General features: G+C 73.4%; 13 protein-coding genes. 9 read left to right on the top strand and 4 right to left on the bottom strand.

Annotated features, from left to right (window positions below; genetic code table 11):
- Positions 1-5 precede the first annotated feature (5 nt).
- From ACWCXX_RS24415 to ACWCXX_RS24400, 4 genes are all read left to right on the top strand, one after another.
- A complete protein-coding gene (locus ACWCXX_RS24415) occupies positions 6-998 on the top strand; it encodes a carbohydrate ABC transporter permease (protein WP_451130581.1) in 993 nt (330 codons plus the stop codon).
- On the top strand, positions 995-1,891 hold the full coding sequence (locus ACWCXX_RS24410) for a carbohydrate ABC transporter permease (protein WP_451130579.1): 897 nt from the start codon (positions 995-997) through the stop codon (positions 1,889-1,891). The genes ACWCXX_RS24415 and ACWCXX_RS24410 overlap by 4 nt, the downstream gene beginning before the upstream one ends.
- A gap of 112 nt (positions 1,892-2,003) precedes the next feature.
- On the top strand, positions 2,004-3,206 hold the full coding sequence (locus ACWCXX_RS24405) for a glycoside hydrolase family 1 protein (protein WP_451130577.1): 1,203 nt from the start codon (positions 2,004-2,006) through the stop codon (positions 3,204-3,206).
- 334 nt (positions 3,207-3,540) lie between these two features.
- On the top strand, positions 3,541-5,013 hold the full coding sequence (locus tag ACWCXX_RS24400; protein WP_451130575.1) for a glucoamylase family protein: 1,473 nt from the start codon (positions 3,541-3,543) through the stop codon (positions 5,011-5,013).
- A gap of 126 nt (positions 5,014-5,139) precedes the next feature.
- Here the strand turns inward: ACWCXX_RS24400 and ACWCXX_RS24395 are convergent, their stop codons facing one another.
- Positions 5,140-5,409, bottom strand: a complete 270-nt coding sequence (locus ACWCXX_RS24395; RefSeq protein ID WP_451130573.1) for a hypothetical protein — start codon at positions 5,407-5,409, stop codon at positions 5,140-5,142.
- A 128-nt stretch (positions 5,410-5,537) separates the two neighbouring features.
- On the opposite strand from ACWCXX_RS24395, the gene ACWCXX_RS24390 reads away from it, so the two are divergent.
- Positions 5,538-7,343: a TPM domain-containing protein gene (locus tag ACWCXX_RS24390; protein WP_451130663.1), complete on the top strand. Its 1,806-nt coding sequence runs from the start codon at positions 5,538-5,540 to the stop codon at positions 7,341-7,343.
- 82 nt (positions 7,344-7,425) lie between these two features.
- On the opposite strand, the gene ACWCXX_RS24385 is transcribed toward ACWCXX_RS24390, so the two are convergent.
- The 3 genes from ACWCXX_RS24385 to ACWCXX_RS24375 all read right to left on the bottom strand — a co-directional run bounded on the left by ACWCXX_RS24385 (position 7,426) and on the right by ACWCXX_RS24375 (position 11,893).
- Entirely contained in the window at positions 7,426-9,954 is a 2,529-nt protein-coding gene (locus tag ACWCXX_RS24385) for a SpoIIE family protein phosphatase (protein WP_451130661.1), read from the bottom strand.
- A 191-nt stretch (positions 9,955-10,145) separates the two neighbouring features.
- Positions 10,146-10,574: an ATP-binding protein gene (locus tag ACWCXX_RS24380; protein WP_451130571.1), complete on the bottom strand. Its 429-nt coding sequence runs from the start codon at positions 10,572-10,574 to the stop codon at positions 10,146-10,148.
- 296 nt (positions 10,575-10,870) lie between these two features.
- Entirely contained in the window at positions 10,871-11,893 is a 1,023-nt protein-coding gene (locus tag ACWCXX_RS24375; protein WP_451130569.1) for a polyprenyl synthetase family protein, read from the bottom strand.
- Between the two features lie 353 nt (positions 11,894-12,246).
- On the opposite strand from ACWCXX_RS24375, the gene ACWCXX_RS24370 reads away from it, so the two are divergent.
- The 4 genes from ACWCXX_RS24370 (at position 12,247) to ACWCXX_RS24355 (ending at position 15,709) form a co-directional block, all read left to right on the top strand.
- Entirely contained in the window at positions 12,247-13,251 is a 1,005-nt protein-coding gene (locus ACWCXX_RS24370; RefSeq protein ID WP_451130567.1) for a hypothetical protein, read from the top strand.
- Positions 13,251-14,447 (top strand): sensor histidine kinase, encoded by a 1,197-nt coding sequence (locus tag ACWCXX_RS24365; protein WP_451130659.1) that lies wholly within the window; start codon positions 13,251-13,253, stop codon positions 14,445-14,447. Before ACWCXX_RS24370 ends, ACWCXX_RS24365 begins: the two co-directional genes overlap by 1 nt.
- The gene (locus ACWCXX_RS24360) at positions 14,444-15,103 is read left to right on the top strand and encodes a response regulator (RefSeq protein WP_451130565.1); all 660 of its coding nucleotides are present in this window, start codon (positions 14,444-14,446) and stop codon (positions 15,101-15,103) included. Before ACWCXX_RS24365 ends, ACWCXX_RS24360 begins: the two co-directional genes overlap by 4 nt.
- Before the next feature lie 339 nt (positions 15,104-15,442).
- Positions 15,443-15,709: a hypothetical protein gene (locus ACWCXX_RS24355; protein ID WP_451130564.1), complete on the top strand. Its 267-nt coding sequence runs from the start codon at positions 15,443-15,445 to the stop codon at positions 15,707-15,709.
- Positions 15,710-15,930: the final 221 nt, after the last annotated feature.

Below are 15,930 nucleotides of genomic sequence, written 5' to 3'. Positions count from 1 at the left end.
GAGTCATGCGCACCATGACCTCAAGGGCCGAGGAGTCGGCCAAGGCGCAGGCCGGCCCGGGGACCTCGAAGTCCCCGGCCGGCGGGGCCGACGGCCGCCGGGGCGGCGGGAAGCGCTCGATGGGCGTGCAGAACCTGGCCGGCTGGCTGTTCTCCACCCCGTTCCTCGTGCTCTTCCTCGTCTTCATGGCGTTCCCGATCATCGCGACGCTGGTGATGAGCTTCACCGACTTCGGGCTGCGCAACGTCACGCACCCGATGGACGCGGAGTTCATCGGCTTCGACAACTACGTCAAGCTGTTCGGCGACGAGAAGTTCCTCAAGTCGCTGTTCAACACGGCGTACTTCGTGGTGGTCGGCGTGCCGCTGACGATCGGCCTCGGTCTGGTCGTGGCCGTGCTGCTGAACAACGGCATCGACCGGGCGCGGACCTTCTTCCGCGTCGGCTTCTACGCCCCGGTGGTCACGACCATCGTCGCGGTCGCCGTCGTCTGGCGGTTCGTGCTCGATCCGAGCGACGGGCTGGTCGCCGGGCTCCTCTCGGAAGTGGGCCTCGACTCGCCCGACTTCCTGGGGTCCGAGACGCTCGCCATGCCCTCGATGATCGCGATGGCGGTCTGGCGCAACCTCGGCACGGTCATGGTGCTCTTCATCGCCGGCCTCCAGGCCATCCCCACCGAGGTGCGGGAGGCCGCCCGGCTGGACGGGGCCGGCACCTGGCAGGAGTTCAGGGGCATCACGGTGCCGCTGCTGCGGCCCACGCTGCTCTACGCCACGGTGATCACGACCATCGGTTACCTCAACGTCTTCGAGGAGCCGTTCGTGATGACCCAGGGCGGCCCCTCGGACTCCACGCTCACCGTCTCGCTGAACATGTACCGCGAGGGCTTCAACTTCTTCCACATGGGCTATGCGAGCGCCATGGCGTATGTCCTCTTCGTAGTGATCATGGGCATCACGGTGCTGCAGCTCCGACTGCTGAAGGACAACACGAAATGAGCGCCACCCGTGCACCCGGCGCCGTCCCGACGGCGCCCGTGAAGAAGTCCGGGGACCGGCAGCGGTCCGGCACCGGCGCCAAGCGCGTCCTCGTCTACGTCCTGCTCTCCCTCGGCCTGCTGGTCATGTCGGCGCCGTTCCTGTGGATGGCGGTCTCCGCCTTCAAGACGCAGACGGACCTGTCGGCCAGCCCGCCCGTGTGGCTCCCGACCGAGTGGACCCTGGAGAACTTCCGGGACCTGCTCGACAAGCTCGACCTGCCGCTGTACTTCATGAACTCGGTGATCGTGGCGGTGCTGGTCACCGTCTCGAACCTGGTGTTCTGCTCGATGCTCGGCTACGCCCTGGCCAAGCTGAACTTCGCCGGCCGCAACAAGATCTTCGGTCTGGTCCTGGGCGCGCTGATGGTGCCCGGCAACCTGATGCTGCTGCCGCTGTTCGTGCTGATGAGCAAGTTGCAGCTGATCGACTCGTACGCCGGTCTGGTGCTGCCCTTCGCGGCCGGTGCCTTCGGGGTCTTCCTGATGCGGCAGTTCATGCAGTCGATCCCGGACGAGCTGCTGGAGGCGGCCCGGATGGACGGCGCCGGCGAGTGGTACATCTTCTGGCGCATCGTGATGCCGCTGGTGAAGCCCGCGCTGGCGACGCTCTCGATCTTCACCTTCCTCGGCTCCTGGAACAACTTCGTCTGGCCGCTCATCGCGACCAACGACCCCGACAAGTACACGCTTCCGGTCGCGCTGGCCACCTTCGCCACCGACCCCAACAAGGCGGGCGGGTCCAACGGCATGCTGATGGCCGGGTCCTTCCTGATCGTGCTGCCGGTCCTGGTCGTCTTCATCGCGCTCCAGCGGCACTTCACCCAGGGCATCGCCACGGCGGGCATGAAGTAGCCCCGCCCCGGGCGGCCGGGCCCCTCCCGGCCGCCCCACCCGAAACGTACGAGACCGCGCGCCCCGCATCCGCCCGGTCACACCCCTTCACGCACCAGAAAGACAGTCTGCGATGACTCACACCCAGGTCCCGTTCCCCGAAGGCTTCCTGTGGGGCGCCTCCACCGCCGCGCACCAGATCGAGGGCAACAACACCAACAGCGACTGGTGGGTCAAGGAGCACACCCCGGGCACCCACATCCAGGAGCCCAGCCTGGACGCCTGCGACAGCTACCACCGCTGGCACGAGGACATGGACGTGCTGGCCCGGCTGGGCTTCACCGACTACCGGTTCTCCATCGAGTGGGCCCGCATCGAGCCCGTCGAGGGCACCTTCTCCCGGGCCGAACTCGCCCACTACCGCCGCATGGTCGAGGGCGCGATCGAGCGCGGTCTGCGTCCCATGGTCACCCTGCACCACTTCACCGTGCCGCAGTGGTTCGAGGCGCGCGGCGGCTGGACCGCCGAGGGCGCCACCGAACTCTTCGCCCGCTACGTCGCGGCCTGCGCGCCGGTGATCTCCGAGGGCGTCGAGTACGTCTGCACCATCAACGAGCCGAACATGATCGCCGTGATGGCGGGCCAGGCCAAGCGGGGCGACAACAGCTTCCCGCCCGCCGGCCTGCCGACCCCCGACGACGAGACCACCGAGGCCGTCGTCGCCGCGCACCACGCGGCCGTGCGGGCGGTCCGGGCGATCTCCCCGGACATCAAGGTCGGCTGGACCATCGCCAACCAGGTCTACCAGGCCCTGCCCGGCGCCGAGGAGGTCACCGCGGCCTACCGCCACCCCCGCGAGGACGTCTTCATCGAGGCCGCCCGCGGCGACGACTGGATCGGCGTGCAGTCCTACACCCGGACCAAGATCGGTCCCGAGGGCCCGATACCGACGCCCGAGGGCGCCGAGCGCACCCTCACGCAGTGGGAGTACTACCCCGCCGCGGTCGGTCACGCGCTGCGCCACACCGCCGAGGTGGCCGGCAACGGCATTGCGCTGATCGTGACCGAGAACGGCATCGCGACCGACGACGACGAACGCCGGGTCGACTACTACACCGGCGCGCTGAACGAGGTCGCCCACGCCCTGGAGGACGGCCTGAACGTCCGGGGCTATCTGGCCTGGAGCGCGCTCGACAACTACGAGTGGGGCTCCTACAAGCCCACCTTCGGCCTGATCGGCTGGGACCCGGAGACCTTCGAGCGGCTGCCCAAGCCGTCCGCCGTCTGGCTGGGCGACATGGGCCGCACCCGCGCACTGCCGCGCACCGCCGGCTGACGCCGGCCCAGGAGCCTCTTCGGCTCCCCGAGCCGGCCGATCCCGGCTCCCCCCGAGCCGAGCACCCTCGGCTCCCCCCGACCGGGAGCCACCTGACGGCTCCCGCCCGTACGGGAACCGATGGCACCTGACGGACCGCCGGTTCCCGTACCGCCGGGCCCCGTCCGGACCGCACACGCACCGGACGGGCCCCGCGCCCGCGTGCGGCGCCGCCCGTGTCCAGCCCCGTTCACGTGCGGCGCCCGCACCGGGCGCCCCGCACCCGCGATCACGACCGACGAACGAAATCCGCCCGCCGGCCAGAGCGCCGACGGCTCTTCTTCGAGGGGTTCCGATGGACCGTCGCACATTTCTCACCGCTGCGGGCACAGGGGCCGCAGCCCTGTCGCTCGGGGCCGTGTCCGCGTCCCCGGCAGGTGCCGCCGCCCGGCCCGTGTCCGGCTCGAACGCGCCGCTGCTGCTGCGCTGGTTCCGGGACACGTACCGCTCGATCGAGGCCATGACGACCGACTTCGGCCTCGCCGTCGACAAGATCGACGTCAGCGGCGCGCGCCCCGTGCAGTCGCGTCAGACCTCCCCCACCAACATCGGCTGCGGACTGTGGTCGACCGTCGCCGCGGCCGGACTCGGCGTGATCGACGACGCCACCATGCGGCGCAGGCTGGAACACACCGTGCGGGCCGTCGAGAAGCTGGAGCGCCACCACGGCTTCTGGCTCAACTGGTACGACGCGCACGACGGTTCGGTCATCACCCACTGGCCCGAGAGCGGCGCCCCGGTGCGCCCGTTCCTCTCCTCGGTCGACAACGCCTGGCTCGTCACCGGCCTGCGGATCGCCGCCGACGCCTCGCCCGCGCTGCGCCCCCGCGTCGCCCGCATCCTGGCGACCGCCGACTGGTCCTACTACTACACGCCGTACGACCCCGCCGACCCCGTCGCCGGTCCCGGCCAGCTGCGCGGCGGCTTCTGGACCGACACCGGCGAACCCACCAGCCACCACTACGGCGCGCTCAACACCGAGCCCCGGATGGCCAGTTACCTGGGCATCGCGGACGGCTCGCTGCCCACCGACCACTACTGGCACCTGCTGCGCACGATGCTCCCCGAGCACGGCCAGGAGCAGCACCCCGGCGGCAGCTACGTCGCCATGGACGGCGTCCGCGTCTGGCAGGGCCACTACACCCACCGCGGCCGGAAGGTCGTGCCCACCTGGGGCGGGTCGATGTTCGAGGCGCTGATGGTGCCGCTGTTCGTGCCGGAGCCGGAGTGGTCGCCGGACTCCTGGGGGCTGACGCACCACCGCTACGTCCGCGGCCAGATCGAGCACGGCCTGGAGGAGGCGAAGTACGGGTACTGGGGCTTCTCCCCCGCCAACGTTCCCGAGGGCGGCTACCAGGAGTACGGCGTCGACGCGCTCGGCATGCAGGTGGACGGCTACGCCTCCAACACCGACCGCACGTACACCGAGGACGGCGCGCCGCTGCCGCCCGCCTCCGCGTTCACCAACGGCGTGGTCACCCCGCACGCCTCCTTCCTCGCCCTGCCCTATGCCCACGACGAGGCGATCGCCAACCTGCGCGCCCTCGACCGCGACTTCGGCGCCTACCACCCCGGATACGGCTTCCGGGACTCCGTCAACGTCGGCACCGGCCGGGTCAGCGACTACCTGCTCGCCCTCGACCAGGGCATGATCGCCGCGGCGCTGGCCCAGGCGCTCCGCCCCGGGCTGCTGCAACGGCCGTTCCGCACCGGCGGGTTCCGGTCGCGGGTCCGGCCGCTGCTCGCCAAGGAGCGGTTCTCCATCTGAACCGCCCACCGACGCGGCGCGCCGGGCGGGGGCGGAGTGCTCGGGGCCCGGCCCCGGCCCGGTGCGCCGCCGGGTGTCCGTCGCCGGAAGGGCCCGGTCCCGGCCCTTCCGGTACGGCCCCGGGGTTCAGTTCCAGTCCTCGCGGTACGCCGCCCAGTCTCCGTCCCGGGCGGCGAAGTCGACGTAGAGCGCGACCCCGAACCGTTCGCGGCCGCGGGTGCGGGTGCCGTCGCCGGGGTCGCCCGTGTAGCCGAGCCGCAGGGCGGTGCCCGCGGCGAGGACCGGCACCACGATCACCAGGACCGCGCCCAGCGCGATCCGCCACGGCCGGGGCCGGCGGAACCGGGCCGCCCCTCTCCGTACGGCCGCCGTCCCGCGCCCCGCCCTCGTCAGCACGTCCGTTCCCCCTCGTGTGTCGGTGTGCCGTCACAGTCTGGACGGCTCCGGGGCGCACCGTACGGCGTCCCGGCGGTCCGGTCGCCGGGTCGCGGGGTGCGAAGGGCGGACATAGCCTCGCAAAGGTGATGCCGCTCGTGGGCCGTACCCGGGTGTCCCTGCCGGTCCGGGCCCTTCTCGCCGTGCTGTCGGCGGTGTGCTGGCTGGTCCTCCCCGTGCTGCCGGCCGCGCGCGCCGACAGTCCCGTCGCGCTGCCCCGGGCCGGGCGGATCGCCGACCGGGCGGTGGCTCCAGGGAGCCACCGGGACCGGGCCGGGGCCGCACCCGACCGGCGGTACGCGGCGCCCGCGGGCGGGGCCGTGCCCGTTTCGGCCCTCGCCCTCGACGAATCCGGGAGGACGAGCACCAAGGACCTGGTCCTGCCGGTGGTCGTCCTCGGCGGGGCGGTGGCGGTCGCCGGTTACGCGTACGCCCGGCGCAGGCGGCGCGCCACGACCCGCACCACGCCCGCCGCGCGGGGCTGGGGCCGGGGCGGGCCGCCGCAGCCGCCGCCCCTCCCGCTGGCGCGACTCGACGCACGGACGAAGGAGGCCCTGGTGGCGGCCGACGACGCGGTGCGCACCAGCGAGGAGGAGCTGGGCTTCGCCACCGCCCGGTTCGGCGAGGAGGCCACCGAGCCCTTCACGGCGGCGGTGGACCGGGCGAAGGGCGAGCTGTCGGCCGCTTTCCGGTTGCGGCAGCAGTTGGACGACGCCGTTTTCGAGGGCGACGCGGACCGGCGCCGGATGCTGGACGAGATCGTCCGTCACTGCGCGGACGCGGGCGCCCTGCTCGACGCCGTGTCCGGGGACTTCGACCGGCTGCGCGCCCTGGAGCGCGACACCCCGCAGGCCCTGGCCACGGTCGAGGAGGCGTTCCGCGCGCTCACCGGACGCGTCGCCACGGCCGAGGCGGCCCTGGCCGCGATGCGCGAGCGGTACGCGGCGTCGGCGTACGCGCCCGTCGCCGGTGACGTCGAGCAGGCCAGGGAGCGGCTGCTGTTCGCCACGGCCGGGCTGAACCGGGCCCGGCAGTCGGTGGACGAGGAGGACGGTTCCGCGGCGGCCGTGTACCTCCGGGCCGCCGAAGGTGCCGTGGACCAGGCGGCCACCCTCGTCGACGCGGTGGACCGGCGGGGCCGGGAACTCGCGGAGGCGGACGGGCTGCTGGCCGCGGCCCTCACCGGGACGGACACCGGCCCGGCCGAGACGGGCGGGCTGCCCGAAGGCACCGGCGGGGGCGGGCCGGCCGGGGATCCGCGGGGCCGGATCGCCCGCGCCCGGTCGGTGCTCGACGGGGTGCGGGAGGAGGTGCGGGCCGGGCCCCACGACCCGCTCGACGCGCTGCGCAGGGTGGAGGAGGCGGACGCGGCGCTCGACGAGGCGTCGGCCGGGGCCCGTGCGCGGGAGAAGGACGAGGAGCGGGTCCGTTCCCTGCTCGACCGGACGACGCTCACCGCGCGTTCGGCGACCGCCGCTGCCGCCGACTTCGTCGCCACGAACCGCGGGGCGGTGGGCAGTGCGGCCAGGACCCGTCTGGCGGAGGCACAGCGTCGGCTCGGCCGGTCCCGCGAGCTGGCCGGTGCGGATGATCCGCAGGGGGCGCTGGCGGAGGCCCGGCAGGCGGACGCGCTGGCCGGGGAGGCGCTGAGCCTGGCCGAACAGGACGTGCGGTCGTACGGCGGTGTCGACGGGGCGGGCGGGGCGCGGGGAGCGGGTGCCGGGATCGGCGGCGCGGTGCTCGGCGGGATCATCCTCGGCGACGGACGCGAGGGAGGCGGAGGCGGGGGCGGCGAGGGAGGGGGTCGTGGCGGAGGGGTCGGCGGGTTCGGCGGGCCCGGCAGCTTCGGCGGCGGGAGCACGCGGGAGCGGCTGGGCGGCGGGGGCCGCTTCTGATCCGGACGGCACGGGCGGTCCCGTCCTGGGTACGGCCGCGCGTCCCCGCGACGCGCACCCGTACCCGTCCTGCGCGCCCGGCTCAGTACATGCTCAGCAGCTGCTCCACCGAGAGTTCGGCGGGTGGTTCCCCGTCGGGCAGGGCCAGTTCGAACCAGACGGTCTTGCCGCGCGGTGTCCGCCGTGACCCCCAGGCCACGCTCATCAGCCCGACCAGCTGGAGGCCGCGCCCGCCCTCGTCCGTGTCGCGTGCCCGTCGTCGGCGCGGCTGGACGAAGCCCGCGTCCCACACCTCGCACACCAGGGTGCGGTCGCGCAGCAGCCGGAGCCGGATCTCGCCCTCGCCGTACCGCAGGGCGTTGGTGACCAGCTCGCTGACCAGCAGTTCGGTGGTGTCGACCAGGTCGTCCAGGTCCCAGGCGAGGAGCTGGCCCCGGGCCAGTTCGCGGGCGCGGCCGACGGACCGGGGCTCGCGGGGCAGCCGCCAGTCGCCGACCGCCTCGTCCGACAGACCCTGGATGCGGGCCACCAACAGGGCGATGTCGTCCTCGCCGTGCCGGGTGTCGAGGGTGCTCAGCACGTGGTCGCAGACGTCCTCGACGGGTCGTTCGGGTTCCACGAGCGCTCCGCGCAGGGCGTCCAGCCCCTCGTCGAGCGGGTGGTGGCGGGACGCCACGAGGCCGTCGGTGTAGAGGGCGAGCAGGGAGCCCTCCTTCAGCTCGACCTCGACCTCCTCGAAGGGTTCGCCGCCGACGCCGAGCGGCATCCCGGGCGGGACGTCGAGCAGCAGGGCGGGTTCGCCCGGTTCGGCCACGGCGGGCGGGAGGTGACCGGCGTTGGCGAAGGTGCACCGCCGGGTGACCGGGTCGTAGACCGCGTACACACAGGTCGCCAGGTAGACCTCGGAGGGGTCCGCCTCGCGGGACTTGTGGGCGGCCCGGGAGGGCCACCGGGAGCCGCCCCGGGACGGACCGCTGCCGCCGGAGGTGCCCAGTCCGCGGGCGACCTCGTCGAGTGCGGAGAGCACCTCGGCGGGTTCCAGGTCCAGCAGGGCCAAGGTCCGTACGGCGGTGCGCAGTTCACCCATCGCCACGGCGGCCCGCAGCCCGCGGCCCATGACGTCGCCGACGACGAGGGCGGTGCGGTGGCCGGGGAGTTCGATGACGTCGAACCAGTCGCCGCCCACCTCGGTGGCCGTGTTCCCGGGGAGGTAGCGGCAGGCGATGTCGAGTCCGGCGGCCACCGGGTCGCCGGGGGGCAGCAGACTGCGCTGGAGGATCAGCGCGCGTTCGTGCTCGCGCCGGTAGAGGCGGGCGTTGTCGATGCAGACCGCGGCGCGGGCGGCGAGTTCGGTGGCCAGTGCGCGGTCCCGTTCGCCGAAGGGTTCGCTGCCCTTCGTGCGGGAGAACCGCACGAGGCCGACCACGGTGTCGTGGGCGACCATCGGCACGGCGAGCGTGGACTGCACGAAGCCGCGGTCGTCGCCGGGTACGTCCTCGACGCGGCCGGTGCGCAGGGCCACGGCGCAGGGCGAGTTGAACGCGAAGCGGTGCACGGAGCCGAGAGCGGGCCCGTCGGCGGCGTCGGTCTCCGGCAGGACGTCCGCCACGGCGCTGGCCTGGGCGACGCGGCGCAGTTCCGCGGAGCCGCCGACGGATTCCTGACGGAGCGAGTCCCAGCTGCCGGGCGGGGCGTCGTCGCCGGTCAGCATCCCCTGGTACAGGTCGACGGAGGCGAGGTCGCAGAAGCCGGGCACGGCCACGTCGAGGAGTTCGCGGGCGGTGGTCTCCAGGTCGAGGGAGTTGCCGATGCGGGCGCTGGCCTCGTTGAGCAGGGCGAGGTTGCGGCGGGCGCTGGCGGCCTCGCGGGCGGCGATGTGCCTGCGGGTCACGTCGGTGGCCAGTCCGGCGACGCCGACGGGACGGCCGGAGGCGCTGTGCACCCGGTAGAGGTTCACGGACCAGTACCGGCTGCCGGGTTCACCGGGCGCGGTGCCGACGATCTGGAGGTCGGTGACGGACGTGCCGGTCTCCAGGACGCGTTCGAGGGTGGCGGTGAGCCGGTCGGCCTCGGGGCGGGAGAGGTAGTCCTCGACGGTGCGGCCCCGGTGCTCGTCGGCCCGGCCGCCGAAGACGGCGGCGAAGCGCTGGTTGGCCCGTATCACCGTGAGGTCGGTGCCGAACAGCACGAAACCGAAGGGGGACTGGCCGAATATGGCCTGTGACGCGGCGAGGTCCGTCTCGATGCGGCGCAGGGCCCGGACGTCCACGACGATGCAGATCGCGGCCCGTTCCCCGTGCTCCGTCTCGCTCGGCATCACATAGATCTCGGCGAGGCCGTGCACGATGTCCTCGTCCGGCATCCGGAAGGGGACCAGGCCCGTCCACTCCCGGCCGTCGAGGATCTCGTCGATCCGGCGCCGGCCGTCGGTGTGCAGCCCGGCGGGCAGGAACGCCTCCACCGGGTCCATGCCCACCGCCTTGTCCGCGGCAATGCCGAAGAGGCCGGCGGCCCGGCGGCTCCACTGCTCGATCAGACCGTCGGGGCCGATCGAGAAGGAGGCGACCCTGATGTAGTCGTAGATCGAGCCGGGCGGGCTGGTCTGCCACATGACATCGCCCGCCGTCCCAGGTATTTCTCTCACGCGACCGTCCCCTCCAGCTCACACACCGGACCGGTCCTGCCCGCAGTATTCAGCACTACGGCCTCTTCCGACACGGCGTTCACGATCACAGCACGGTCTCAGTCCCTTTCGTCCAGGTTCCTTCGGACCCCGATGATCGCTGTGCCTCCACCCCACTCCTAACCAGGCAGGGCCAACTCGAACCACACCGTCTTGCCGGTCTTTCCCCGCCTGGTCCCCCAGCGCCGTGCCGTACAGGCCACGAGCTGCAGTCCCCTGCCTCCCTCGTCGTCGGGACCCGCCGGACGTTCGGTGGGTGGATCCGGAAGCGGATCGGAGACCTCCACCAGCAGTCCGGGCCGGGCGGCGGGCCCGCCGCCGTCGGGGTGCGGCCTCAGCAACCGTACGCCGATGGGACCCGATGTATACCGCATGGAGTTGGTCACCAACTCGCTGACCAGCAGGACCGTCACATCACCGACACCGGCGTCGAGCCCCCAGGCGCTCAGCACCTCATGGACCGCGTGCCGCGCGGATCGAACGGCGCCCGGCACAGCCGGGAAGGTCCACTCGGCACTGTCGCCTGCGGTGTCGATCACGCCGATCACTCCCCAAGACCAGCAGAGAAGAGCACCCCGTCTGCGAGGACTAATCAGCACATACCCGATATTCGGGGTGAACTATCGCCGGGACCGACACGTGGGGCGTACGGGTGTACGACCGCGCGCACGGACGGGTGAGCACCGGGGCGGGGGCGCACGGGTCGTCCGGCGCGCGCCGCCGAGATGGTGCTGCTCGCCCCGGTCGACCACCCGCCCGTCGGCACCTCCGTACACCCCGTCACCGCATCCGACCCCGATCGCCCATGGCACCCCGTCGCACTCCGGCGCGCCCGCCGCCCCGTTCAGCCGGTGCGCAGGGCCACGTAGCCGCACAGTGCGTCGAGCGCGCGCCGGGCCGGGCACTGCGGCAGCAGGGCCAGCTCCGCACGGGCCGCGTCCAGCCGCCCGTGCAGCAGGTCCCGTGCCCGCGCGGGCGCCGGGGACGCCTGGAAGAGTTCCAGCGCGCGGCGCCTGTCCCCGTCCCCCTCGACCGGGCCGCCCGCCAGCAGTTCCCGCAGCTCGGCCCCCTCCGGACTCATGTCCTCCCGGGCGAGGAGCACCGGCAGGCTGGGCACGCCCGCCATCAGGTCCTTGCCCTGCTCCTTGCCGGTGCGCGCGGCGGGGGCGGCCAGGTCGAGCAGGTCGTCGGATATCTGGAAGGCGACGCCGAGCTGCTTGCCGTATTCCGTGAGGGCCCGGCAGTACTCCTCCGGGGCCCCGGCCTGGAGTGCGCCGATCGCCGTGGCCATGGAGAACAGCGCGGCGGTCTTGCCCTCGGTCACCTGGAAGAAGTGCGCGACGGGGTCCTCGTCCGGAGCGGGCCCCATCAACTCCCCCAGCTGCCCCGCGACCAGCGCGCTCGCGACCTCGGCGTTGAAGCGCACGACCTCCGCCCCCAGCCCGGACGCGAGCCGGGCCGCGCGGGCGAGCAGCCAGTTCCCGCCGGCCACCGCGAGCCGTTCGCCCCAGCGCGCGTTGACGCTCTGGACGCCGTGGCGCATCGTCGCCCCGTCCATCACGTCGTCGTGGTAGAGCGAGGAGATGTGGACGAGTTCGGCGATGACGGCGGCCTCGGTGACCCCGTCACGGAACGACTCGCCGAACTCTGCACCGAGCAGCACCAGCAACGGCCGCAGCCGCTTGCCGCCCGCCGCGGCGAGGTGGGCCGTGAGTGCGGCGACCCTCGGATCGGGTGCGCTGGACACGCAGTCCAGCAGCCGCTTCTCGGCGGCGAGCAGTGACTCGGTGATCCTGGTCTCGAACTCCGGCTCTCCGAGGGCCATGTGACCGAGCAGCTCGGATCCGGGCGGCGCCGTGACGGTCATGCCCTCACCGCATCCACCTGGCGGGCATCGGCGGTTCGGGGCGCATAAGTGTGCGAGTTCATCGTTCGAGCATCCGGTTTCGCTTCGGAACCGGGCAACACAGAAGGCCACTTGACGCCACCGGTGTCACCTTCCTGCCAAACCTCCCCGTCCCGAGGCGACAAAGGCACACGCACCGACGGCACATGGCAACTTGCTGCCACCTCCTCCCCGAGGGGGCCACCCGTCGTCCGAAGGTCGCATCCGCGCAGGACCCGGGACAGACGCGGCGGCCGGGGCACGACCGCCAGGGTGGTTCACGACCGCATGCTCCGCAGAGTCCGGTCGCGCAACCACTGGGAGAGGAGTACGGGATGCCCGAGGGCGTCGTTCCACCGGCCGCGGGGGCGGTTCCCGAAACCGCCGTCCTCCGGCGCGCCCGGCTGTGGCCGGTGCCGACGGCGGCTGCGGGGGTGCTCGCGGCGAAGGCCGCGGAGCCGCATCTGCCGGGCGCGGCGGACTACATCGGCTCGCTGGGCATCGTGCCGTCGTGGGCCGCCTGGGCGGGTGCGGTGGCCTCCCTCGTCACGGCGCTCGCCACCACCGCGGAGCATCCCGGCCGGGGCGCCCGCCCGGCTCTGCTGTTCCTCGGCTGGACCGCCTGCGTCCTGCTGCTGTGGTCGTCCGTCGGCATCGTCTTCGACGCGTTCCGCTCGTTCTTCCGGGTCACCGGGATTCCCGCCGGGGACTTCGCGACCGTGGACCTGCCGGGCTTCCTGACCCGTGCCGTCGCCCTCGCCGCGACGCTGCTGCTGGCCCGTTCCGTCCTCGCCTTCCAGCGCCGCACCGGGGAGGGCTGCGAGCTGTGCGGGCTGCGCCCCGGCGAGCGGGACCGGCCGGCGGCCCGGCTCGGGTACACGGCGTTCGGGCTGGCCTTCGTCTACCCGGCCGTGAAGTACTACTGGTGGGCGGGGGGCGGTATCGGCCGTCCCGGCCACTACACCGAGGGATTCCCGGTCATGGAGACCGTGCTGCTGGTCGGGGGCGGGGCGCTGTCCCTGGCCCTGGTGGGCCCGTGGGGCCGCGTCCGTCCGCCCCGGGGGCCGTTCCCGGCCCGTCGCCGGGTGCCCCGCATGCTGCTCCTCCTGTGCGGCTGGGGCCTGTCGGCGGCCCTGCTGCTCCAGGGGCTGATCCCGGTGTTCGCCTCGGTCAACCATCTGCTCGGCGGCCCGGACCTGCCCTTCGACCCCGGCAGCGCGAACTCCTGGGTGATCCTGGTGGTGTACGGCGGCTGGGCCCTGTTCGGGCTCGCGCTGCTCGGCGCCACCCGCGCGTACCGGCGCCGCAGCCGGGCCGGGTGCCGACTGTGCGGCGCGTGATGTCCCCGGCCCGCCGCCCGGCCCGGTCGGACGTACTGATCACCCTGGCCGTCGCCGTTCCCGTCGGTGGCTGGACGCTGCTGCTGCTGTGGCTGGCCCTGCCGGGGATGTGGACCTTCCTGCTCGCCCCCGCGGTGGTCGTCGGCCACGCGGCGGGGGCCTGGCGGCGCTCCGCGCCCGCCCGGTCCTTCGTGGTGACGAGCGTGGCCTGCGCGGCGCAGGCCACCGTGCTGCCCGGCGGTCTCCCGCTGCTGCCCTCGCTGCTCGCCTTTCCCCTGTCGCTGTTCGCGTACTGCGCGCACGGCGGCCGGCGGGCCCCGCAGGTGGCGCTTGCGGTGGGCATGGCGGGCTCGGGCGCGGTCGCGCTGCGGGCCGCCCTGTCCGCGCGGCTGCAGCTGCCGCCCGCGTTCCTGGCCGGTTTCCTCCTGGCGATCGTGCTGGTGGCCTTCAGCCTCGGCCTGTTCCGCCGCGTCCAACTGGCCTACGTCGGCGAGCTGGAGCACCGGGCGGCCCGCGCGGAGGCCGAGCGCGAGGAGCGGGCCCACCGGGCCGCGCTGGACGAACGCGCCAGGATCGCCCGGGAGATGCACGATCTCGTCGCGCACTCCCTCTCCGTCGTCGTCAGCCAGGCGCAGGGCGGCCGGTACGCGGCACGCGCCCGGCCGGAACGCGCGGTGGAGGTGCTCCGCACCGTCGAGGAGGCGGGACGCCAGGCCCTGACGGATCTGCGCGGGCTGCTGGGCGTACTGCGCGGCGGCGAGGGCGACGACGGTTTTGGGCCGCAGCCCGATCTCTCCCGTCTGCCCGAACTGCTGGACCGGGTGCGGGAATCGGGCCTGCCCGTCGACTTCACCGAGACCGGTGTGCCCGGCCGGCTCGGCCCCGCCGCCGAGCTGGCCGCGTACCGGCTGGTGCAGGAAGCCCTGACGAACACCCTGAAACACGCGGGTGCCGAAGTCCGTTGCGGGATACGGTTCCAGTGGTCGGACGGCAGGGTGGAGATCGAGGTGCGCGACAACGGGCGCGGTCCCGGCCCCGGCGACGGGGCGGGCCACGGGCTGGTCGGGATGCGGGAGCGGATGGCCGTCGCCGGCGGCTCCGTCACCACGGGTGCGGCGCCGGGAGGAGGTTTCCTGGTGAGCGCCCGGCTGCCCTGCCGGGCCCCGCTCGCCGGGAAGGAGCAGGGGGCCGCATGACGATCCGGGTCTTCTTCGTCGACGACCAGGCGATGGTGCGGGCCGGGTTCGTCATGGTCGTCGAGGCGCAGGACGACATGACGGTCGTCGGCGAGGCCGGGGACGGTGCGCAGGCCCTGGAGCTGCTGGAGGTCACCGCCGCCGACGTCGTGCTGATGGATGTGCGGATGCCCCGGATGGACGGGGTGGAGGCGACCCGGCGGCTGCTGCGGAGGCCCGACCCGCCGAAGGTCGTCGTGCTGACCACGTTCGACGTCGACGAGCACGCCTTCGCGGCGTTGCAGGCCGGGGCGAGCGGCTTCCTGGTCAAGGACGCGCCCGCCGAGGACCTGCTGTCCGCGATCCGTACCGTGCACCGCGGCGACGCGGTGATCTCCCCGACCACCACCCGGCGGCTGCTGGCCGAGGTGGCGCCGGACCTGCCGACGCCGGTGTCCGGCCCCGATCCGCTGGCCGCGCTCACCGACCGCGAGCGCGAGGTGCTGCTGCTGATCGCCCGCGGCGCCTCCAACGCGGCTGTCGCGAAGGAGCTGTTCCTCTCCGAGGGCACGGTGAAGACCCATGTCGGCCGGCTGCTGTCGAAACTCGGCCTGCGCGACCGGGTGCACGTGGTGATCTTTGCCTACGAGCACCGGCTGGTGCGCCCCGGCCGGTGAGACATCCGGCCCCTCGCCGGGCAGCCCGCCGCGGGGCGGGGCGAATCGGCCGGAGGGCCCGGACCTGCCGAAAAAGCTCCGGACCCCCGTGCCCCGGTGGCTCTCGAAGGGGGCGACCACCGGCGGGTGCGGCTCCAGCGCGAGGGGAAAGCGCTTCACCCGACGCTCATCGAATCCGCCCCTGCCTACTGCGGCAATGCCTCCTACAGGAAGCTGCGAGGCGACCACTGGGTGATCACTCCATGCGATTCAGGGGCCAGGAATATAGAGGAGGGATAGATATCTCGCCAATCCTTGTCCTCAGCCTTGCGGGGGAACCGGCCCGAGAAGGAGGGGACCATGAGTCATGACACGGCACCGGATCCGACGATGGTGGCCGAGGGGGAAAGCCCGGCCCGGCCTCGACGGGAGGACCCGGACTGGGCCGACGCACAAATGTACGCAAGAGCGGTGAACACCTCCTGCCTGGAGCCGTGGCTCGCCGAGCGCGCCACGGTTCTGGGGGACCGTTCCCTCGCCGACGACCAGGGCATGCGCTGGGCCAGTCTGCTCGCCGCGTTCATCGACGGCATGCACAGCGCCCTGCCGCCCAAGACCGAGGGATAGCCGAGGCCGCGCCCTTCGAGCGCCGGACGGCTCGCGGCCACGGCCCGCCCGGCGCTCGAAGGGCTGCCCGGGATTCCCGGCGGATTCGGCGCGGGGGCGTCGAGCGGCGGCGGACTCGGGCCGCGGACGCGGGGCTTCGCGCGGCGTCGGACGCGGTGCACCGCAGGGGGCAAGGGCCCAGGGGCGGCCCGCGGGCAGGACGACGGAGCGGCGGCGCCCCG

Source organism: Streptomyces sp. NPDC001732 (assembly GCF_053596315.1).
The sequence above is the reverse complement of the archived record's forward strand: the minus strand, read 5'-3'. Positions and strand labels throughout refer to the sequence as shown.